The sequence below is a fragment of the Phycisphaeraceae bacterium genome (assembly GCA_019636675.1).
Classification (GTDB): domain Bacteria; phylum Planctomycetota; class Phycisphaerae; order Phycisphaerales; family UBA1924; genus JAHBXC01.
The window spans coordinates 807,597-825,109 of sequence record JAHBXC010000001.1 but is presented as its reverse complement, the minus strand read 5'-3'; the positions used below and the strand labels follow the sequence as shown (position 1 = coordinate 825,109).

Here is a 17,513-nt window from a genome sequence, read left to right as displayed (position 1 = left end):
CTTCTCACCGCTGTCTCCCCACTCCCCCCGCACCTCACGGAAGCAACGATCAACGAACCACGCGCGCTGCGAGCCGCGTGCTGCCGCCCGCGGCTCTGATCAGAGACGCCTCACGCCCTCGGGTGAAACTTCTGGTGCACCGACTTCAGGCGGCTCTTGTCGACATGGGTGTAGATCTGCGTCGTGCCGATGTCGGCGTGTCCGAGGAGTTCCTGGACGACGCGCAGGTCGGCGCCGCCGATGAGCAGGTGGGTGGCGAAGGAGTGTCGCAGGGTGTGGGGGTGGACATCCTTCAGCCCGGCGCGCTCGGCGTGCTTGGTGACGATCTGCCAGACCGCGACGCGCTCGAGCGGGCGTCCGGTGCGCGACAGCAGCAGGCGTCCCTTGTCGCGCCCGTCGGGACGCACCAGCAAGGGGCGGCAATCATCGAGGTAGCGCTCGGTCGCGGCGAGCGCGGGCTTTCCCATCGGGACGAGTCGCTGCTTGCCGCCTTTGCCGGTGATGAGCACGGTGCCGAGCCGGGGGTGGATCTGATGGGTGCAGATGGCGCCGACCTCGGACGCGCGCAGGCCGCACGCGTACATCAGTTCGAGCATGGCGCGATCGCGCATCCAGAGGGGGGGCGCACTGGGATCGGCGGCCTCCGGGGGCATTTCCGGGGGTGAGGCGGTCTCGATGAGTCGTCTGACCTGCGCCGGGGACATGACGCCGGGGAGTCGTTTCCAGCGGGTGGGCTGGTCGAGCCAGTCGGCGGGGTTGCGTTCGGTCTTGGCGTTGGCGTGGAGCCAGCGGAAGAGGACCTTGATGGTGGCGAGGTGTCGCGCGACGCTGGAGGTCTGCATCGCGCGGTCGTTCTTGAGGGTGGCGAGGTGGTCGGCCAGGTGCTGTGGCTGGACGGCCCCCGGGTCGGTGACGCCTCGCGATTCGAGTTCGGCGAAGAGTTCGCGGACATCGCGTTCGTAGGCGTCGAGGGTGTTGGCGCTCATGCCGCACTCGACGCGGACGAAGAGCATGAACGCGTGGAGGGTGGCGTTGAGGACCGGGGAGGTCAGGGTGAGGTCGGTCTGGGTGGGCACCACGGTTGAGATCGGCCCGGCGCCGCGTCGGGCAGCAAAGGTGGCGCGGCGGGTCGGCGGAAAGTGCGCGTGCCGGCGGGGCGGGGCGCAGGAAGGTCCGTGTCGGCTGGGCGTTGCGCTGCGTGGGGCGGTCGTCGGGGGCGATGAGGCGCCGTGGGGGAGTGGCACGCGGGTTGTGTATGGCCTTGCGACCGCGCGGCAAGGAGGCCGATCATGCGCGAGGCACGGAAGCCATTCACCGCGAGCGGGGACCGCTCGTCGGACAACCTGGAGTCGAACAGCAGCGCCGGCGTTCGCCGCGATGGATCGCGGTCCGCCGCGCTGGAACTGGGACGCGTAACGCGTGCCCTGGGCGCGCTGCACTGTCTTCGCGCCATGGGTCGCGGGCTGTGGGCCAACGACGCCGCGAGGGAAGTCGGGCGCGTGGAGCCGTTCGGTGGGACGGCTCCGCGCGCCGGCGTCGTGCTGTTCAACGAAGGAGGCGCCCCGTGAACTACGGCCTGTACCTGTCGGCGTCGGGCGTGCTGACCAACATGCACCGCACCGACGTGCACTCGAACAACCTGGCGAATGTGTCGACTGCGGCGTTCAAGCCGGACTTCGCGATCCTGCGCCAGCGCGCCCCGGAACGCATCGAGTCGAACCTCATGGAGATGCCCTCGCAGGAACTCCTCGAGCGTCTCGGGGGCGGCACGCTCGTCGACCCGACCCGCTCCAACCTCTCGCAGGGCGAGCTCGACCTCACCGAGAACCCGCTCGACCTCGCCATCGAGGGCGCGGGCTTCTTCGTCGTCGACACCGGCCGCGGCGAGGGCGACGCGCGTCTGCGCCTGTCGCGCGACGGGCGCCTGACCGTCGACGCGCAGCGCCGCCTCGTGCGCTCGACCGACGGGCTGCCGGTCCTCAGCACCGCCGGCGCGCCGATCGTGGTCGACCCCGGGGCGACGCTCTCCATCGACGCCAACGGCGCGGTCTCGCAGAACAACGAGCGCATCGCGACCATCCAGCTCGTCGATGTCCCCGACGACCGCTCGCTGGCCAAGGACGGATCGGGCATGTTCCGCTTCGCCGGGCCGATCGTGCAGCTGCCGGCGTCGGCGGCCTCGTACGTGCGCCAGGGCATGGTCGAGCGGTCCGGCGTCGACCCGATCAAGGCGATGCTCGCGGTGAACCGCTCGAGCGGCGCGGTGCAGCGCAACGCGCGGATGATCGAGATCCAGGACCAGGTGCTGCGCGGCGCGATCAACAACCTCGGGCGAATCGCCTGACCTCTCAACGACTGACCTGACGCGAGGACGAACGAACCATGGCGATCACCGCACTGCACTCCGCCGCCACCGGGCTCTCGGCGCTCAACACGCGCCTGGATGTCATCTCGAACAACCTCGCGAACGTGAACACCGACGGCTTCAAGAGCAGCCGCGCGAACTTCGAGGACCTGCTCTATCTCGAGAAGCGCCAGCCGGGCGTCGAGAACGCGATGGGCGGCATCCGCCCGACGGGCCTCTATGTCGGCCTGGGCGTGAAGGTGTCGGGCACGCAGCTGGACTTCACGCAGGGCTCGCTGATCAACACCGAGCGCCCGCTCGACCTCGCGATCGAGGGCGACGGCTTCTTCATGGTCGAGGTCGAGCCCGACCGTGCGCCCGACGGCGTGGCCTACACGCGCGCCGGCAACTTCGCGGTCAACGCCGACGGCGAGCTGGTGCTCGCCAACAGCAACGGCCCGCGCCTCGAGCCGGCGATCAACATCCCCGACGACGCGATCAGCATCGAGATCACCTCCGACGGTCGCGTGCTGGTGTTCCAGCCCGGCAACGCCGACCCGGCGGAGGTCGGTCAGATCCAGATCGCGAACTTCATCAACCCGCAGGGGCTCAAGCAGCTCGGCGGGAACCTGTTCGCCGAGACGCAGTCGTCCGGACCGCCGATCGTCGCCAACCCGGGCGAGGAGAACTTCGGGACGATCCTGCAGGGCTTCTCCGAGGGCTCGAACGTGGACCCGACGAAGGAACTGATCAACCTGATCCGCACGCAGCGCGCGTACGAGATGAACAGCCAGTCGATCCGCGCCGCCGACGACGCGCTGCGGACCATCTCGCAGCTCGGGCGATAACCAGGGAGGCACAGCGTGATGCCGCGACGACTCGTCATCCTGATCACCTTGAGCATGTTGAGCGCCTTGAGCGCCTTGGGCCCGGCGTGCCTGGCGGGAACGATCACGCTGCGCGCCAGCGCCGCCGTCAACACCGGCGCACCGATCACGCTCGGCGACATCGCGACGCTCGAGGGCGACGACGCGCTGTCGCTCGGGGGCGTCGTCATCCGCGAGGCCGACGCGAAGCACAGCCGGCCTGTCACGCTGGGCGAGGTCCGCGCCGCGCTCGAAAAAGGCGGCGTGAACTGGGGGCGACTGGCGCTGCGAGGGGGCCAGGCGTGCGAACTGCGAGTCAACGCACCGAGTCACTCGACGACGGGCGCGACACCCCGGGCGACGGCAGTCGAGCCGGGCGACTCGGCGCAGGCGCCCACCGGGGAGCGCGTGCAGGGCCGCGTGATCGAGACCCTGGCCGGGCTGTTCGGCGTCGCGCACGACGACCTGCGCATCAGTTTCGACGACGCGTCGCGTGAACTCCTCGCGACGCCTGTGCAGGGCCGGCGCGTGGACGTGCAGACCAGCGCCGCGGCTTCGTCGCGGCTGATGATCCGCGTGTGGGTGTACGAGCGCGACCGCGTCGTCGCGCACGGCACGATCCGGGCGGATGTGCGCCTGCGTGTGAACGCCGTGGTGCTCCGCGCCGCGGTCAGCCGCGGCGAGCGGCTGACGCCCGAGCACCTCGGGCAGGAAACGCTGTGGATGGAGCCCAGCGGCGCGCCGCCGGTGCGCGAGATGCGCGACGCGCTGGGCGCGGTCGCGAAGACGCGTCTGGACGCCGGCTCGGTGCTGCGCACGGATCATGTCGAGCCGCCGCTGGTGATCCGTCGTGGGGACCTGGTGTCCGTGCACGCGCTCGCCGGCGGGCTGACGGTGCGGACTCGCGCGAGGGCGCTTGCCGATGCGCGCGAGGGCGAGCTGGTGGAGCTGAGCCGGGCGCGCGACCGCAAGCCGTTCGTCGCGCGGGCCGCCGGCCCGGGGATTGCGGTGCTGGACGCCGGCGAGAGCGATCAGAGATAAGGAGACGCCATGACGACACGAGACCGCGCAACCCGGGCCTGCATCGGCGCACTCTTCGCGTGCGCGAGCGCCGCGTCGGCGCAGAGTCTGTTCCATGTCGTGCCGCCGGCGCCCCCGTCCGCGCCGGCCCCGGGCCTGCCGCAGCCCTCGTCGGTGGTCGCCGGCCAGCCCTTGCCGGCGAACCCGGTGGCGAATCTGGACGGGGTGAGTCTGTACGCCGTCCAGCCCCTCCCTCCCCGGCAGATCCAGGTGAACGACCTGATCACGATCATCGTGAACCAGTCGAGCCGGATCGATCGTCAGCAATCGCTCGACACCGAGAAGGAATCGAAGAACCGCTTCGAGGTCAACGAGTTCCCCGATCTCGGCGAGCTGCTGCAGGGTCGCCTGCGCGTGAACGCGAACCCGAACCTGCCCCGTCTGGATGTGAACTCGAAGCGCGAGTTCGACGGCGAGGGCCAGCAGGCCAGGCGCGACGCCATCACGGCGCGGATCACCGCGAAGGTGCTGGATGTGAAGCCCAACGGGCAGGTGGTGCTCGAGGCGCGGGCCTCGATCATCTCCGACGACGAGGAGCAGGTGATGCTGATCTCGGGCGTCTGCCGCGCCGAGGACATCACGCAGACCAACACGGTGCAGTCGACGCAGCTGGCGGATCTTCGCCTGGCGATCTACCACTCCGGCGAGCTGCGTGAGGCCTCGAAGAAGGGGATCTTCACGAAGCTGCTGGACACGATCTTCAACTTCTGATCGGCGCAGGCCCGGGGCGGGCGCCACGGACTGGCGCCCGGCTTGCGACCGACGGCTCATGAACCACGGAGGATCCGTGATAGGAGACCGATCGATGGGAACGCTTCGTGCGATGGTTGCGCACCCGGTGGCGGTCCTTGCGCTGCTGTGCGTGCTCTGCGCGTCGGCGGCCCATGGGGCGAGCGTGAAGGAGATCGCGCGCCTCGAGGGGCAGGGCAAGAGCGTCCTGCGCGGGTTCGGGCTGGTCATCGGCCTGCCCGGCACGGGCGACAAGGCCGACCAGCTCGTGGTGGCCCGCCCGCTCGCCAAGCTGCTCGAGAACGAGGGCAACCCGATCGGGAACTTCACCGAACTCGCCAACGCGCGCAGCGTCGCGCTGGTCATGGTCACCTGCGAGATCCCGGCGACGGGCGCGAGGGTGGACGACGAGATCGATGTCTTCGTCTCGTCGATCAACAACGCGCCGAGTCTGGCGGGCGGGCGCCTGTTCCTGGCGCCGCTGCGTGGCCCGCTGCCCGGGCAGGGGGTGTTCGCCTTCGCCGAGGGGCCGGTGATCATCGAGGGCGCCAACAACGCGACCGGGCGCGTTCGGGGCGGGGCGAAGCTCGTCCAGAACATCAACATGCAGACCGTCGCGCCCGACGGGACGATCACGCTGGTGATCCACTCGGCGTTCGCCGGGTGGTCGACCTCGCAGTTGCTCGCGAGCATCGTGAACCAGCACCGGCTGGGGCTCGAGGAGTCCGGCGAGGAGCTGGCCAGGGCGATGAGCGAGCGCGTGATCCGCATCCGCATCCCCGAGGTGGAGCGCCCCGACCCGGCGAACTTCATCGCCGACATCATGGGCATCCGCTTCGATTCGTCGCTGCTCGACCTGCCGGCGCGGATCGTGGTGAACGAGCGCGAGGGCGCGATCGTCGCGACCGGGAACGTCGAGATCGGCCCGACGCTGATCACCTATCGGGACCTGGTGATCAACACCGCCCCGGCCGGCGGCGCGCAGGCGCAGCAACTCGTCGGGCCGAGTCGCTGGGCGGCGGTGCAGACCACCGGGCGCCCGAACGAGACGGCTCGTTTGCAGGACCTGCTCGCCGCGTTCCGGCAGATCGACCTGCCGGTCGACGACCAGATCGCGATCCTCAACCTGCTCCGTCGCAGCGGCAACCTGCACGCCGAGATCATCACGGACTGAGCATGAACGCAGCCGAAGCGATCAGCCCGTTCCGCACCACGCACCCCGTCAGCGCGGGTCACCGGCGTGATCGCGTGGCGTCGTTCGACGACGCGCTGCGCGGCAACCTCGGCAAGAACCCGGCGCAGCAGGCCCGCGCCTCGGCGGAGGAACTCGTCGCGATCACGCTGATCGAGCCGACGCTGAAGCTGCTGCGCGAGACGAACGGGGCGGCGGCGCCCTTCGCCCCGGGCGACGCCGAGAAGGCGTTCGGCCCGCTCCTGGACGCCGAGATCGCGAGACGCATCGTTCGCGCCAAGGGGTTCTCGCTTGTCGACCGCGTGGCATCGGACTTGCTCAGGCGAAGCCAGTCAGTGAACGGCGCGCCACTGCGCGCCACCTCGAACCACGGGATCGACGCCCATGCCTGACACACGCACGCCCAACCGGACGGCGCTCGAAACGCTCCTCGACGAGCTGTGCTCGCTGCTCGAGGCGCTCGGGCGCGAGCACCGGACATTGCTGGGGCTGTCGGAGCGCAAGCATCGCGCGATCTCGGGGGCGAAGCACGCGGATCTGGCGTCGTGCATGCGCGACGAGAGCGAGGTCGTGCAGCGTATCGCCGGGATCGAGCAGCGGCGCGAGCCCGTCGTGGGGGCGCTCGTGCAGGCGCTGGGCGGTCCCCCGGTCGGGGCGCCGAGGCACTGGCGCGCGAACTCGGACTGGATCGCGGCGCGCGTGGGCGAGCGCCACGCGGAGCGCCTGCGCCGGCACGCCGGCGAGGTGCGCGAGGTGATCGCGGCGCTGCGCGCGCGCAACGGGGCGGCGGGAGTCGCCGCGGAAACGCTCGCGAGGCACATCCAGGGCATCATCCGCACCGTCGATCAGCGCCTGAGCGCGTCGGGCGCGTACACGCCCAGGGGCGTGGTGGCTGCCCCGGCGTCGACGCTGTGCGGCGTGGACATCACGAGCTGACCATGACGCTGACCAACGCCTTCAACATCGGGCATTCGGCGCTCACGGCGAGCCAGGTCGCGATCCAGGTCGCGGGCCACAACCTCGCGAACATCTCGACGCCCGGGTACACGCGCCAGGTCGCGCGCCTCCAGCCCGTCAGCGGGTCGGACCAGGGCAGCGGGGTCTACATCGGTCGCGGCGTGCGCGTCGTGGAGGTCATCCGTCAGATCGACGAAGCGCTGCAGGGGCGGTTGATCGACGGGATCTCGCGCGAGAGCCACGCGTCGGTGTCGCTCGACATCCTCAGCGGCGTCGAGTCGCTGCTCAACGAACTCACCGGCGTCGATCTCTCCAGCGAGCTGAACACTTTCTTCGCGGCATTCTCGGAGTTCGCGAACAACCCGGCGGCGACCGAGACGCGGGCGACCGTCGTCGAGGCGGGCGTCACGCTCGCGTCGTTCATGCGCGCGCTGCGGTCCGACCTCACGCGCGTGCAGCGAGGCATCGACCAGCAGATCGGATCGGCGGTCACGCGCGCCGACGAGATCCTCCAGGAGATCGCCTCGATCAACCGGGCGGTGGTGACATCCGAGTCCGGGCGAACCCAGTACAACGACCTGCGCGACAGGCGCGACCAGCTCCTCGTCGAGCTGAGCCAGCTGATCGAGGTCAACACGGTCGAACAGCCCAACGGGTCGGTCGATGTGTTCGTGGGGTCCACCCCGATCGTGCTGGCGGGCGAGTCGCGTGGCGTGTATTTCGATCAGGAAACACGCGACGGCGAGCTCGTCGTCACGGTGCGCGTGCGCGCCGACGATGAGAAACTGCGCATCACCTCGGGGCGCATCGGCGGGCTGCTCGAGCTGCGCGACGGCTCGGTCAAGCAGACCGCCGACGAGCTCGACCGGCTCGCGTCCGGGCTGATCTTCGAGGTCAACCGGCTGCACAGCTCGGGCCGGGCGTCGAGCCCGCTCCGGGACATCCTCGGTGCGCAGCGCGTGCCGCTGGCCGATCAGACGCTCGCGTTCAACGACCCGGCGAACGCCACGCTCGCCGCGCTGCCCTTCGGGCCGGTGAACGGCTCGTTCACGGTCGTCGTGCGCGACGGCAGCGGCGTGGAAGTGCGATCGGTCATCGAGGTCGATCTCGACGGCATCGACGCCACGGGCGCGCAGGGGTTCGGCGACGACACCTCGCTCGACGATCTGCGCGCGATGCTCAACGCGATCCCGAACCTCAACGCCGAGATCACGCCCGCTGGACAGCTGCGCGTCTTCACCGACGCCGGCTTCGACGTGAACTTCGAGAACGACACCTCGGGGATCCTCGCGACGCTGGGGATGAACACCTATTTCGTCGGGACCGACGCCGGCGACATCGCGGTGCGCTCGGACCTGGTCGCCGAGCCGCTGCTGCTGGTGGGCGGGCTGTCGGATGGCACGAACGAGACCGCGCTGGCGATCGCGACGCTTCGTGAGAGGCCGGTCGCGTCGCTGGGCGGGCTCACGCTCGAGGACGCGTGGCTCAAGACCGTCGAGCGCGTGGGCGTCGAGACCGCGGGGGCCAAGACGCGCGCGAACGCGACCCGGCTCGTGCGAGAGAACCTCGAGGCCCAGCGCGCCGGGATCAGCGGCGTGAGCGCCGACGAGGAAACGCTCAACCTGATCCAGTTCCAGCGCCAGTACCAGGCCGCCGCCCGGTTCATCAATATCGTCGACGAGATGCTCCAGACACTCCTCTCGATCGTGTGACACGCCATGAGCAGCATCGGATCAAGCTTCGCAAGGGCCCCGAACCTCCTGACCAGCAACATGCTGCAGCGAGGCATCACGCGCACGAGTCTCGAGATGCTCACCGTCCAGGAGCAGATCTCGACCGGGCGGCGCGTCAACCGGCCCAGCGACGACCCGATCGGCACCTCGGTCATCGCTGTTCTCGACGGGCGCATCGAGCGATCCGATCAGCGGCTGCGCAACATCCAGCACGCCAGCGCGACGCTGAACACGCTCGACTCGGCGCTCGGCGAGTCGACCGACCTGGCGCGCGAAGCGGTGGCGATCGCCAGCGAGCAGCTGAACACGACGTCGGACGCGGTCACCCGGCAGAACCAGGCAGTCGTGGTCCAATCGCTGCTCAACGAACTGTTCTCGACCGCGAACCGCAACTATCTCGACATCCACGTGTTCGGCGGCTCGACGAGCGCCCGGCCCCCGATCGAGGAGTTCCGTGGCGGGTATCGCTATGTCGGGCAGGGCGACGGCCTGCGCACCGACATCGGCGACGAGCTTGACCTGCCAATCACGATCGGCGCCGACCTGCCTTTCGGCTCGCTCTCGACGCGCGTGAAGGGCGATATCGACCTCAACCCAGCCCTGACGCGCGACACGATGCTCACCGATGTTCGCGGCGCGAGGCAGCTGGGCGTCTCGACCGGGCAGATGAACATCACGATCGACGACGGCGTGACGCCGGCGACCTTCTCGGTCGACCTGTCGGCCGCGAAGAGCGTCGGCGACGTGCTGGACATCATCGAGTCGGCGATCCGGACGGCGGACCCCGCGGCGCTCGACGGGGCGTATCCCACCAGCGGGCTCGCCGGCGAGCGGCTGAGCTTCGATGTCGCGGCCGGGTACACGGTCACCTTCGACGACATCGGCGCAGGCACCGTGGCGCGCGATCTCGGCCTGCAGGGGTTCACCTACAACGACGCGAACGGCGCGAACACGAACGCGAACCAGGACCTCGACCCGCGCCTGACCGATCGCACGCGCATGGGCGACCTCGCACCGGCGGTCGCGCTGGCGTTCGGCGACATCCGTTTCCAGAACGGCGACGCGATCGGGTTCGTGACCACGGACCCGTCGATGACGGTCGGCGAGTTCAAGGCCGCGGTGAGGGCGCTGGACCTTGGCATCCGCGTCGAGATCGGATCGGACGGGCGCGCGATCGACGTGATCAACGAGGTGTCCGGTTTGACGATGTCGGTGGGGGAGAGCGGGTCGACGGCGGCGACGACGCTCGGCGTGCGAACGATGAGCGACCGCACGCCCACCACGGTGCTGAACTTCGGGCGCGGCGTGGAGATCGCGCACAACCAGATCAACCCGGTGACGGGGCTCCCCGATCCGAACCGCAACCGCGACTTCCGGGTGACGCTGGCGGACGGGTCGACCTTCGAGGTGGACCTCGTGCCCGACGACCTGGTGAACATCGGGACCATCCTGGCGAAGATCAATTCGGAAGCGGCGGCGGCGGGCTTCGGCGCGGTCTTCAGCGCCGGGCTGTCGACGACCGGGAACGGGATCGTCTTCGAGGACACGACGGGCGGCGCCGGGCAGACGAGCGTGTCGTCGCTGAACGGGTACGCGGCGGAGGACCTCGGCCTGCTGAACGGGACCTTCGGCGCCGGCCCCCCGGCAACCTTTGCTGCGCAGGACCGGTCGGGAGTGCGCGTCGACAGCATTTTCAGCACGCTGGTGGAGCTGCGCAACGGCTTGGACGGCAACGACAGGCGTGGCATCTCGATTGCTGGGGAGAGATTGGAAGAAGATATCGATCGCATCGTGCGTGCGCGGGCGCTGGTGGGCATCCGCGCGTCGCGCGTGGACAAGGGTGAGGATCGGGTCCTGCAGAGCCGCCTGCTGGACGAGCAGATCCGCAGCGGGCTGCGCGACCTCGACTACACGGACGCGGCGACGCGGTTCAGTCTGCTCGAGCTGCAGCGGCAGGCGGGCCTGGCGACGGCGGCGAGGACGACCTCGCAGTCACTTCTCGACTTCCTGGGCTGACGCCCTCGGGTCGGTTTGAACGGATTCTTTTCCCCTCGGGTTCGTCTCGGGGGGGTGCACCCCGCCGTGACGGCCTCGGCGGGGCAGGACACGGAGGTCGCCCGTCGCGGGAGTCGCGACGGGGGCACACACGGACGAGGGCCGACTGCGGAGCGCCGCAATGCAGGTGCGAACGACGCGTTTCGGGATCGTGGAGATCGATGACGACCGCATCATCACCTTTCCAAAGGGATTGCTGGGCTTCTCGGCGTACACCAGGTACTGCCTGCTGCAGCCCAGCGACGACGCGGCGTTTTTCTGGCTGCAGAGTCTCGAGGAGCCGAGTCTGGCGTTCGTGATCACGGACCCGGGCCTGTTCTTCCCCGACTACTCGGCGCCGATCCGCCCCGAGCAGATGGAGGACCTGCGCCTGGAGTCGCTCGACGACGCGCAGGTCTTCGTGATCGTGAACAAGGTGAACGACACGCTCACGGCGAACCTTCAGGGTCCGCTCGTGGTGAACACGCTCCTTCGTCACGGCGAGCAGCTGGTGCTCGCGGACCGTCGCTGGACCACGCGTCATCACATCATGACCATCCAGCAGCCCCAGCGCGCCGTGTCGGCGTGAGCTGAGGATCGGGATCGAGGAGGCCCCGCGCCCGACGCGCCGGGTCGGTTCCAGAACGACGAAGGACGCCGCCGTCACGGATGACGGGGCGACGGGAGGACCGCGCGGGTTGCGCGCGTCCTCTCCAGAGGAAGGAGCCGAGTGATGCTGGTCCTTTCAAGGCAGCGCGACGAAACGATCATGATCGGCGACGAGATCGAGATCACGGTCGTGGATATCCGCGGCGACAAGGTCCGTCTGGGCATCAGCGCCCCGGCGAAGATCGCGGTGCACCGCAAAGAGGTGTACGAGGCGATCCGGACCGAGAACGAGCGAGCCGCCGGGCTGACCGGGGGCGAGCTGAGCGCGCTGAACCAGATTTCCGCCGGCCCCCAGCGGGGCCCGCGCACAGGCGTCGGAGCCCTCGCAGGGGGCAAGACGCTGACGAACATCTCGACCAACCAGAGCGGGGCCGACGCTGCGCGAGGAGCGCAGGGATCGGCCGGTACATCCGCACCGCAGTCGCACGAGTTGCGAACCGCCTGACGCTTGGGGACGCAGCCCGACGCGGGGGTTGATCCCCACGGGCAAGCCCGACGCAATCACGGAGGATTGCCATGGCCCGTATACAGACAAACATCTCGAGTCTCATCGCCCAGCGGAACCTGCAGCGGTCTCAGACCGATCTCCAGGTCCGACTGCAACGCCTCTCCACCGGTCTGCGCCTCAACCGCGGCGCCGACGACCCGGCCGGCCTCATCGTCTCGGAGCGACTGCGCACCGAGATCGCCGGCATCGACCAGGGCATCAAGAACTCCGAGCGAGCAAGCGGCGTCATCGCGACGGCCGAGGGCGCGCTCGCCGAGGTCTCCGACCTGCTCAACTCCATCAAGGCCCTCGTCGTCGAGGCGGCCAACTCGGGCGCCATCTCGAAGGAAGAGAAGGAAGCGAACCAGCTGCAGATCGACTCGGCCATCGAGTCCATCACGCGCATCGCCAACAGCACCTCCTTCGCCGGGCTCAAGCTCCTCGACGGCTCGCTCAGCTATCTCACCAGCGGCATCGACGGGAACGCGATCAGCTTCTCCAAGATCAACGCCGTCAGCTTCGGCACCCGCGACGTCATCCCCATCGACGTCCAGGTCATCAACTCCGCCCAGCAGGCCAGTCTCTATATGTCCACCTCCCTGCTGCCGGGCATCACGCCGGCAGGGGGAACGATCCCCGACAACGTCTCGCTCGAGATCGCCGGCCCCGAGGGCGTCCAGGTCCTCGAGTTCGCGTCGGGCGTCACGCTCAACGCCATCCTCGACGGCATCAACGGCGTCTCCGACAACACCGGCATCCGCGCCGAGTTCGTCACCCCCGGCGACGCCACCTCGGGCCTGCGCTTCTACTCCACCAACTTCGGCAAGTCCGCTTTCGTCTCGGTGCAGCGATTGGGCAACGCCGGCGCGTTCTTCTCGACCGTCCGGCAGGCCGAGACCGATCCTGAGCCCCTTGACTGGACCACGGCGACGCTCATCGACGCGCAGCGCGACGTCGGGCGCGACGTGACAGCGATCGTCAACGGCGCGGTCGCGTCGGGCGACGGGCTCACCGTCAGCGTCCGAACCAGGGCGCTGGACCTTGAGCTCTTCCTCACGCAGGACTTCGCGCAGACGGTCCCGGGAACGCCCACCGTCTTCACCATCACCGGCGGCGGCGCGCTCTACCAGCTCGGGCCGCAGGTGAAGAGCAGTCTCCAGAGCAACATCGGCATCCAGTCTCTCGCCGACTCGCGACTGGGAGGCACGCTCGTGACGCTCCCCGACGACAGCATCGAGCTGCAGTTCCTCAACACGCTCAAGTCGGGCGGCACGAACGACCTGCTCACGAGCAACTTCATCGCCGCGTCCAAGGTTCTCGAGTCTGCGATCGACGAGGTCGCGGTGCTGCGAGGCCGGCTCGGCGCCTTCGAGCGGAACATCCTCCAGACCAACGTCCGCTCCCTCGGGGCGACGCTGGAGAATGTGACGGCGGCGTCGTCGAACATCCGCGACGCGGACTTCGCGAGGGAGACCAGCGAGCTGACCAGGGCTCAGGTCCTCACGCAGGCCGGCACCACGGTGCTCGCGACGGCGAACGCCAGCATCCAGAACGTCCTGACACTCCTGGGCTGATCCCCGCTTCGGGGACCGCCCGACAAGCCACCATCCCTCTCTGAGAGCCCCTCGGACTTGACCGGTCCCTGGGGTTTTTCTGTTTTTGGGTGGGTCTGGACGGGGCGAAGTCCAAGAAAATCTCGGAAGCGACTTATCCGCCACTTTTTCTGGACCGATAGCCGTGGACGCCCGGGCAACGTGCCAGGGTCAGCGTCGCGGGAGAGTCGCGGCGTCAAGAGACAGTCCAAGGAAGGTACCCCGAGCACGCGGTGCGAAGGGACGCGCGGAGTGCGCGTCTCGCGCTATCGCTCCGGGTCAGTCTCGCGGAGACGCTCACATGAGCCGCATCAACACGAACGTCCAGTCCCTGATCGCGCAGCGAAACCTCGGCATCAACAACCAGGCGCTGTCGCAAACCCTCGAGCGCCTGAGCACCGGGCTGCGGATCACCCGCGGCAAGGACGACCCGGCGGGCCTGATCGCGTCGGAGAACCTGCGCGCCGAGGCCGCCGGCACCGGCCAGGCGATCGACAACGCGGAGCGCGCCGACCAGGTCGCGAACATCGCCGAGGGCGGCCTGCAGGAGATCGCGGGCCTGCTGACCGAGGTGCAGGCGCTGGTCACCCAGGCCGCCAACGACGGAGGCGTCTCGAGCGCCGAGAAGCAGGCGAACCAGCTGCAGATCGACTCGATCCTCCAGACGATCGACCGCGTCGCGGCGGCGACCTCGTTCCAGGGCATCAAGCTCCTCAACGGCAACTTCGACTACACCGTCGACGGCGTGGACTCCGACATCGCCGCGTACGCCGTCAACGGCGCGAAGCTGACCTATCAGGGCAGCCGCGACGTGGTGGTGCAGGTCACGCAGTCGGCGCAGGTCGGCTCGCTGTTCCTCTCCTTCGGCGGCGCGAACCTCGACCTGGGCGGCGTCGCCGACGCGCCCACCGAGCGCTTCGTCATCGAGATCGGCGGCGTCGAGGGCTCTCGCGAGCTGTCCTTCTCGTCGGGCACCTCGCTCGCCGACTTCGCGGACACGGTCAACACCTTCCGCGATGTGACGGGCGTTTCCGCGACGGTCTCCGGCGACGGCGTGCGCCTCGACAGCGTGGCGTTCGGCGCCAACGAGTTCGTCGGCGTCCGCGTGGTCGACGACGGCGGCGCGCTCGGCGGCGGCGTCTACCGCCTGCTCGATCAGGACAACAACACCGCGAACACCGGCGGCGCGACGAGCTTCGTCGCCGCCTCCAACCGCGTGCTCGACTACGGGCAGAACCTCGGCGCGACGATCAACGGCATCAACGCGACCACGAGCGGCAAGGTCGCTCGCATCAACACCGACTTCCTCGACGTCGAGCTCGAGCTGACGACCGTCGCGTCGCAGCAGCTCGGCAACATCGACGCGTTCACGATCACGGGCGGCGGCGCTGACTTCCAGCTCGCCGGCATCGTGAACATCGGCAACAAGGTCTCCATCGGCATCGCGAACGTCGCGAGCCGCGAGCTCGGTCGCTACCAGGACTCCGACGGGAACGACTTCTACCTCGCCAACCTCGGCGCCGGTCGCGAGCTGAACATGGTCGACGGCGACCTGACCAAGGCGCAGCGCGTCGTGTCGGCCTCGATCAAGCAGGTGAGCGAGCTCCGCGGTCGTCTGGGCGCGTTCCAGAAGAACACCGTCGGCGCGACGATCCGCTCGCTGGGCGTCTCGCTCGAGAACACGCTGGCGGCCGAGTCGGTCATCCGCGACGCGGACTTCGCCGCCGAGACCAGCGCGCTGACGAGGAGCCAGATCCTCACGCAGTCGGCGACGCAGGTCCTGTCGATCGCCAATTCCCAGCCCCAGAACGCGCTGCAGCTGCTCGGCTAACCCCGACGGCTGAGGCGCTGGTCTGAACGAGTTCAGACTCTCCCATTTCTGACCCGACGCCGGCGTGCGGAGGACCGCACGCCGGCGTTATCGCGCGCGCTCGTCCTCCGGCGCGCGTTCTCGGACGCCCGGTTCTCGGTGTTCCGTCTGTGACGGTTGTGCCGGCTCGCGCGGTCGTGACGGCGCGCCGGCGCGGTTCGCTGGCCGCGAGGGGTCGCGCACTGAAACGCCCCCCGAGAGTCGCCGATCCGCTCCGCTGGCCCCGGGATGGACATCGGGGCATGGCGTCGGGGCGGTTGCGCCCCTCCGAGCCGTTGGTCGCCTGGATTGGCGGCCGGCTCGCCCGTCGCCGCGGCGTAGCGGCTCGGAAGGCGTCACGCAGGAAGGCCCCCTCGCTGAGGGAAGCACGCTTCACGGAGGATTCGCTGGTATGTCACGCATCAACACGAACGTTCAGTCTCTTATCGCTCAGCGCGTGCTGGGCAACAACAACCGCTCGCTCACGACCTCTCTCGAGCGGTTGAGCACCGGTCTCCGCGTCAACCGTGGTAAGGACGACCCCTCGGGTCTGATCGCGTCGGAAGCCCTTCGCGCCGAGGCGCGCGGCACCGGCCAGGCGATCAACAACGCCGAGCGCGCCGACCAGGTCGCCAACATCGCCGAGGGTGGTCTCCAGGAAATCTCCGGTCTTCTGACCGAGCTCCAGGGCCTCGTCACCCAGACCGCGAACACCGCCGGCCTCTCGGCCGCTGAGAAGCAGGCCAACCAGCTGCAGGTCGACTCGATCCTGCAGACCATCGACCGCGTCGCCGCCGCGACCTCGTTCCAGGGCATCAAGCTCCTGAACGGCAACTTCGACTACACCGTCAACGGCGTCGACGCCGACGTCGCGAACTACAAGGTCAACGGCGCCAAGCTGACCTACCAGGGCACCCGCGACGTCAACGTGCAGGTGACCCAGTCCGCCCAGGTCGGCGCCCTCGCGCTGTCCTTCGGCGGCGGCAGCATCGACCTCGCCGACGCGTCCTCGCGCTTCGTCATCGAGATCGGCGGCTCGCAGGGCTCTCGCGAGCTGTCGTTCTCGTCGGGCACCTCGCTCGATGACATCGCCGACACCATCAACACCTTCACCGACGTGACCGGCGTCCAGGCCACCGTGTCCGGCACCGCGATCCGCCTCGCCAGCACCGAGTTCGGCTCCAGCGAGCTGGTGTCCGTCCGCGTGCTCGACGACGGCGGCGCCGCCGGCGACGGCGTGTTCACCTACGAGGCCGCGAACAACAACGCCGCCAACGTCGGTTCGGCCACCACCTTCGCCACCGCCGCCAACCGCATCACCGACTACGGCCAGGACCTCGGCGCGACCATCAACGGCATCAACGCCACGACGGTCGGCAAGACGGCCCGCATCAACACCGACTTCCTCGACGTCGAGATCGAGCTGTCGACGACCGCGTCGCAGAACCTGGCGAACGTCCAGGCGTTCACGATCACCGGCGGCGGCGCTGACTTCCAGCTCGCCGGCGAGGTCAACATCGGCAACAAGGTCTCGATCGGCATCTCCAACGTGGCCGCCCGCGAGGTCGGTCGCTACGACGACGGCAGCACCGTGTTCAAGCTGTCGGACCTCGGCGCCGGCGCCGAGCTCAACATGGTCGACGGCGACCTGACCAAGGCGCAGCGCGTCGTCAGCAACGCGATCGGCGAGATCTCCTCGCTCCGCGGTCGTCTGGGCGCGTTCCAGAAGAACACCGTCGGCGCGACCATCCGTTCGCTGGGCGTCTCGCTCGAGAACACCCAGGCCGCCGAGTCGGTCATCCGCGACACGGACTTCGCGGCCCAGACCGCCGAGCTGACCCGCTCGCAGATCCTCGTGTCGTCCGCGACGCAGGTCCTGTCGATCGCGAACGCTCAGCCCCAGAGCGCCCTGTCGCTGCTCGGCTAAACCGAGTTCGCTTCAGAACGCCTGAACTGACCTGACCCCACGCCCCGGTCCTCT

At 69.1% G+C, this 17,513-nt stretch carries 16 protein-coding genes; 15 read left to right on the top strand and 1 reads right to left on the bottom strand.

Annotated features, from left to right (window positions below; translation table 11 throughout):
• Window positions 1–110 precede the first annotated feature (110 nt).
• Window positions 111–1,076, bottom strand: a complete 966-nt coding sequence (locus KF684_03500; GenBank protein ID MBX3351975.1) for a tyrosine recombinase — start codon at window positions 1,074–1,076, stop codon at window positions 111–113.
• Between the two features lie 213 nt (window positions 1,077–1,289).
• On the opposite strand from KF684_03500, the gene KF684_03495 reads away from it, so the two are divergent.
• From KF684_03495 to KF684_03425, 15 genes are all read left to right on the top strand, one after another.
• Window positions 1,290–1,568, top strand: a complete 279-nt coding sequence (locus KF684_03495; GenBank protein MBX3351974.1) for a hypothetical protein — start codon at window positions 1,290–1,292, stop codon at window positions 1,566–1,568.
• Window positions 1,565–2,344 (top strand): flagellar hook-basal body protein, encoded by a 780-nt coding sequence (locus KF684_03490; protein ID MBX3351973.1) that lies wholly within the window; start codon window positions 1,565–1,567, stop codon window positions 2,342–2,344. Before KF684_03495 ends, KF684_03490 begins: the two co-directional genes overlap by 4 nt.
• Window positions 2,345–2,382: 38 nt before the next feature.
• Window positions 2,383–3,192, top strand: coding sequence for a flagellar basal-body rod protein FlgG (gene flgG, locus KF684_03485; protein ID MBX3351972.1), 810 nt, complete (start codon window positions 2,383–2,385; stop codon window positions 3,190–3,192).
• Window positions 3,193–3,210: 18 nt separating this feature from the next.
• Window positions 3,211–4,251, top strand: coding sequence for a flagellar basal body P-ring formation protein FlgA (gene flgA / locus KF684_03480; GenBank protein ID MBX3351971.1), 1,041 nt, complete (start codon window positions 3,211–3,213; stop codon window positions 4,249–4,251).
• A gap of 9 nt (window positions 4,252–4,260) precedes the next feature.
• Window positions 4,261–5,001 carry a flagellar basal body L-ring protein FlgH gene (locus KF684_03475; protein ID MBX3351970.1) on the top strand — a complete coding sequence of 247 codons (741 nt, stop codon included), beginning with the start codon at window positions 4,261–4,263 and terminating at the stop codon, window positions 4,999–5,001.
• A gap of 94 nt (window positions 5,002–5,095) precedes the next feature.
• Window positions 5,096–6,193, top strand: coding sequence for a flagellar basal body P-ring protein FlgI (locus tag KF684_03470; protein ID MBX3351969.1), 1,098 nt, complete (start codon window positions 5,096–5,098; stop codon window positions 6,191–6,193).
• A gap of 2 nt (window positions 6,194–6,195) precedes the next feature.
• Entirely contained in the window at window positions 6,196–6,603 is a 408-nt protein-coding gene (locus KF684_03465) for a hypothetical protein (GenBank protein MBX3351968.1), read from the top strand.
• Window positions 6,596–7,147, top strand: coding sequence for a flagellar protein FlgN (locus KF684_03460; protein ID MBX3351967.1), 552 nt, complete (start codon window positions 6,596–6,598; stop codon window positions 7,145–7,147). Before KF684_03465 ends, KF684_03460 begins: the two co-directional genes overlap by 8 nt.
• Before the next feature lie 2 nt (window positions 7,148–7,149).
• On the top strand, window positions 7,150–8,880 hold the full coding sequence (gene flgK, locus KF684_03455) for a flagellar hook-associated protein FlgK (protein ID MBX3351966.1): 1,731 nt from the start codon (window positions 7,150–7,152) through the stop codon (window positions 8,878–8,880).
• A 6-nt stretch (window positions 8,881–8,886) separates the two neighbouring features.
• Complete coding sequence (locus tag KF684_03450) at window positions 8,887–10,917, top strand: hypothetical protein (protein ID MBX3351965.1); 2,031 nt, start codon at window positions 8,887–8,889, stop codon at window positions 10,915–10,917.
• A 160-nt stretch (window positions 10,918–11,077) separates the two neighbouring features.
• Window positions 11,078–11,524 (top strand): flagellar assembly protein FliW, encoded by a 447-nt coding sequence (locus KF684_03445; protein ID MBX3351964.1) that lies wholly within the window; start codon window positions 11,078–11,080, stop codon window positions 11,522–11,524.
• Between the two features lie 144 nt (window positions 11,525–11,668).
• Window positions 11,669–12,049: a carbon storage regulator CsrA gene (gene csrA, locus KF684_03440; protein MBX3351963.1), complete on the top strand. Its 381-nt coding sequence runs from the start codon at window positions 11,669–11,671 to the stop codon at window positions 12,047–12,049.
• 71 nt (window positions 12,050–12,120) lie between these two features.
• The gene (locus tag KF684_03435; GenBank protein MBX3351962.1) at window positions 12,121–13,665 is read left to right on the top strand and encodes a flagellin; all 1,545 of its coding nucleotides are present in this window, start codon (window positions 12,121–12,123) and stop codon (window positions 13,663–13,665) included.
• A gap of 319 nt (window positions 13,666–13,984) precedes the next feature.
• On the top strand, window positions 13,985–15,514 hold the full coding sequence (locus KF684_03430; protein MBX3351961.1) for a flagellin: 1,530 nt from the start codon (window positions 13,985–13,987) through the stop codon (window positions 15,512–15,514).
• A 430-nt stretch (window positions 15,515–15,944) separates the two neighbouring features.
• Complete coding sequence (locus tag KF684_03425) at window positions 15,945–17,459, top strand: flagellin (protein ID MBX3351960.1); 1,515 nt, start codon at window positions 15,945–15,947, stop codon at window positions 17,457–17,459.
• Window positions 17,460–17,513: the final 54 nt, after the last annotated feature.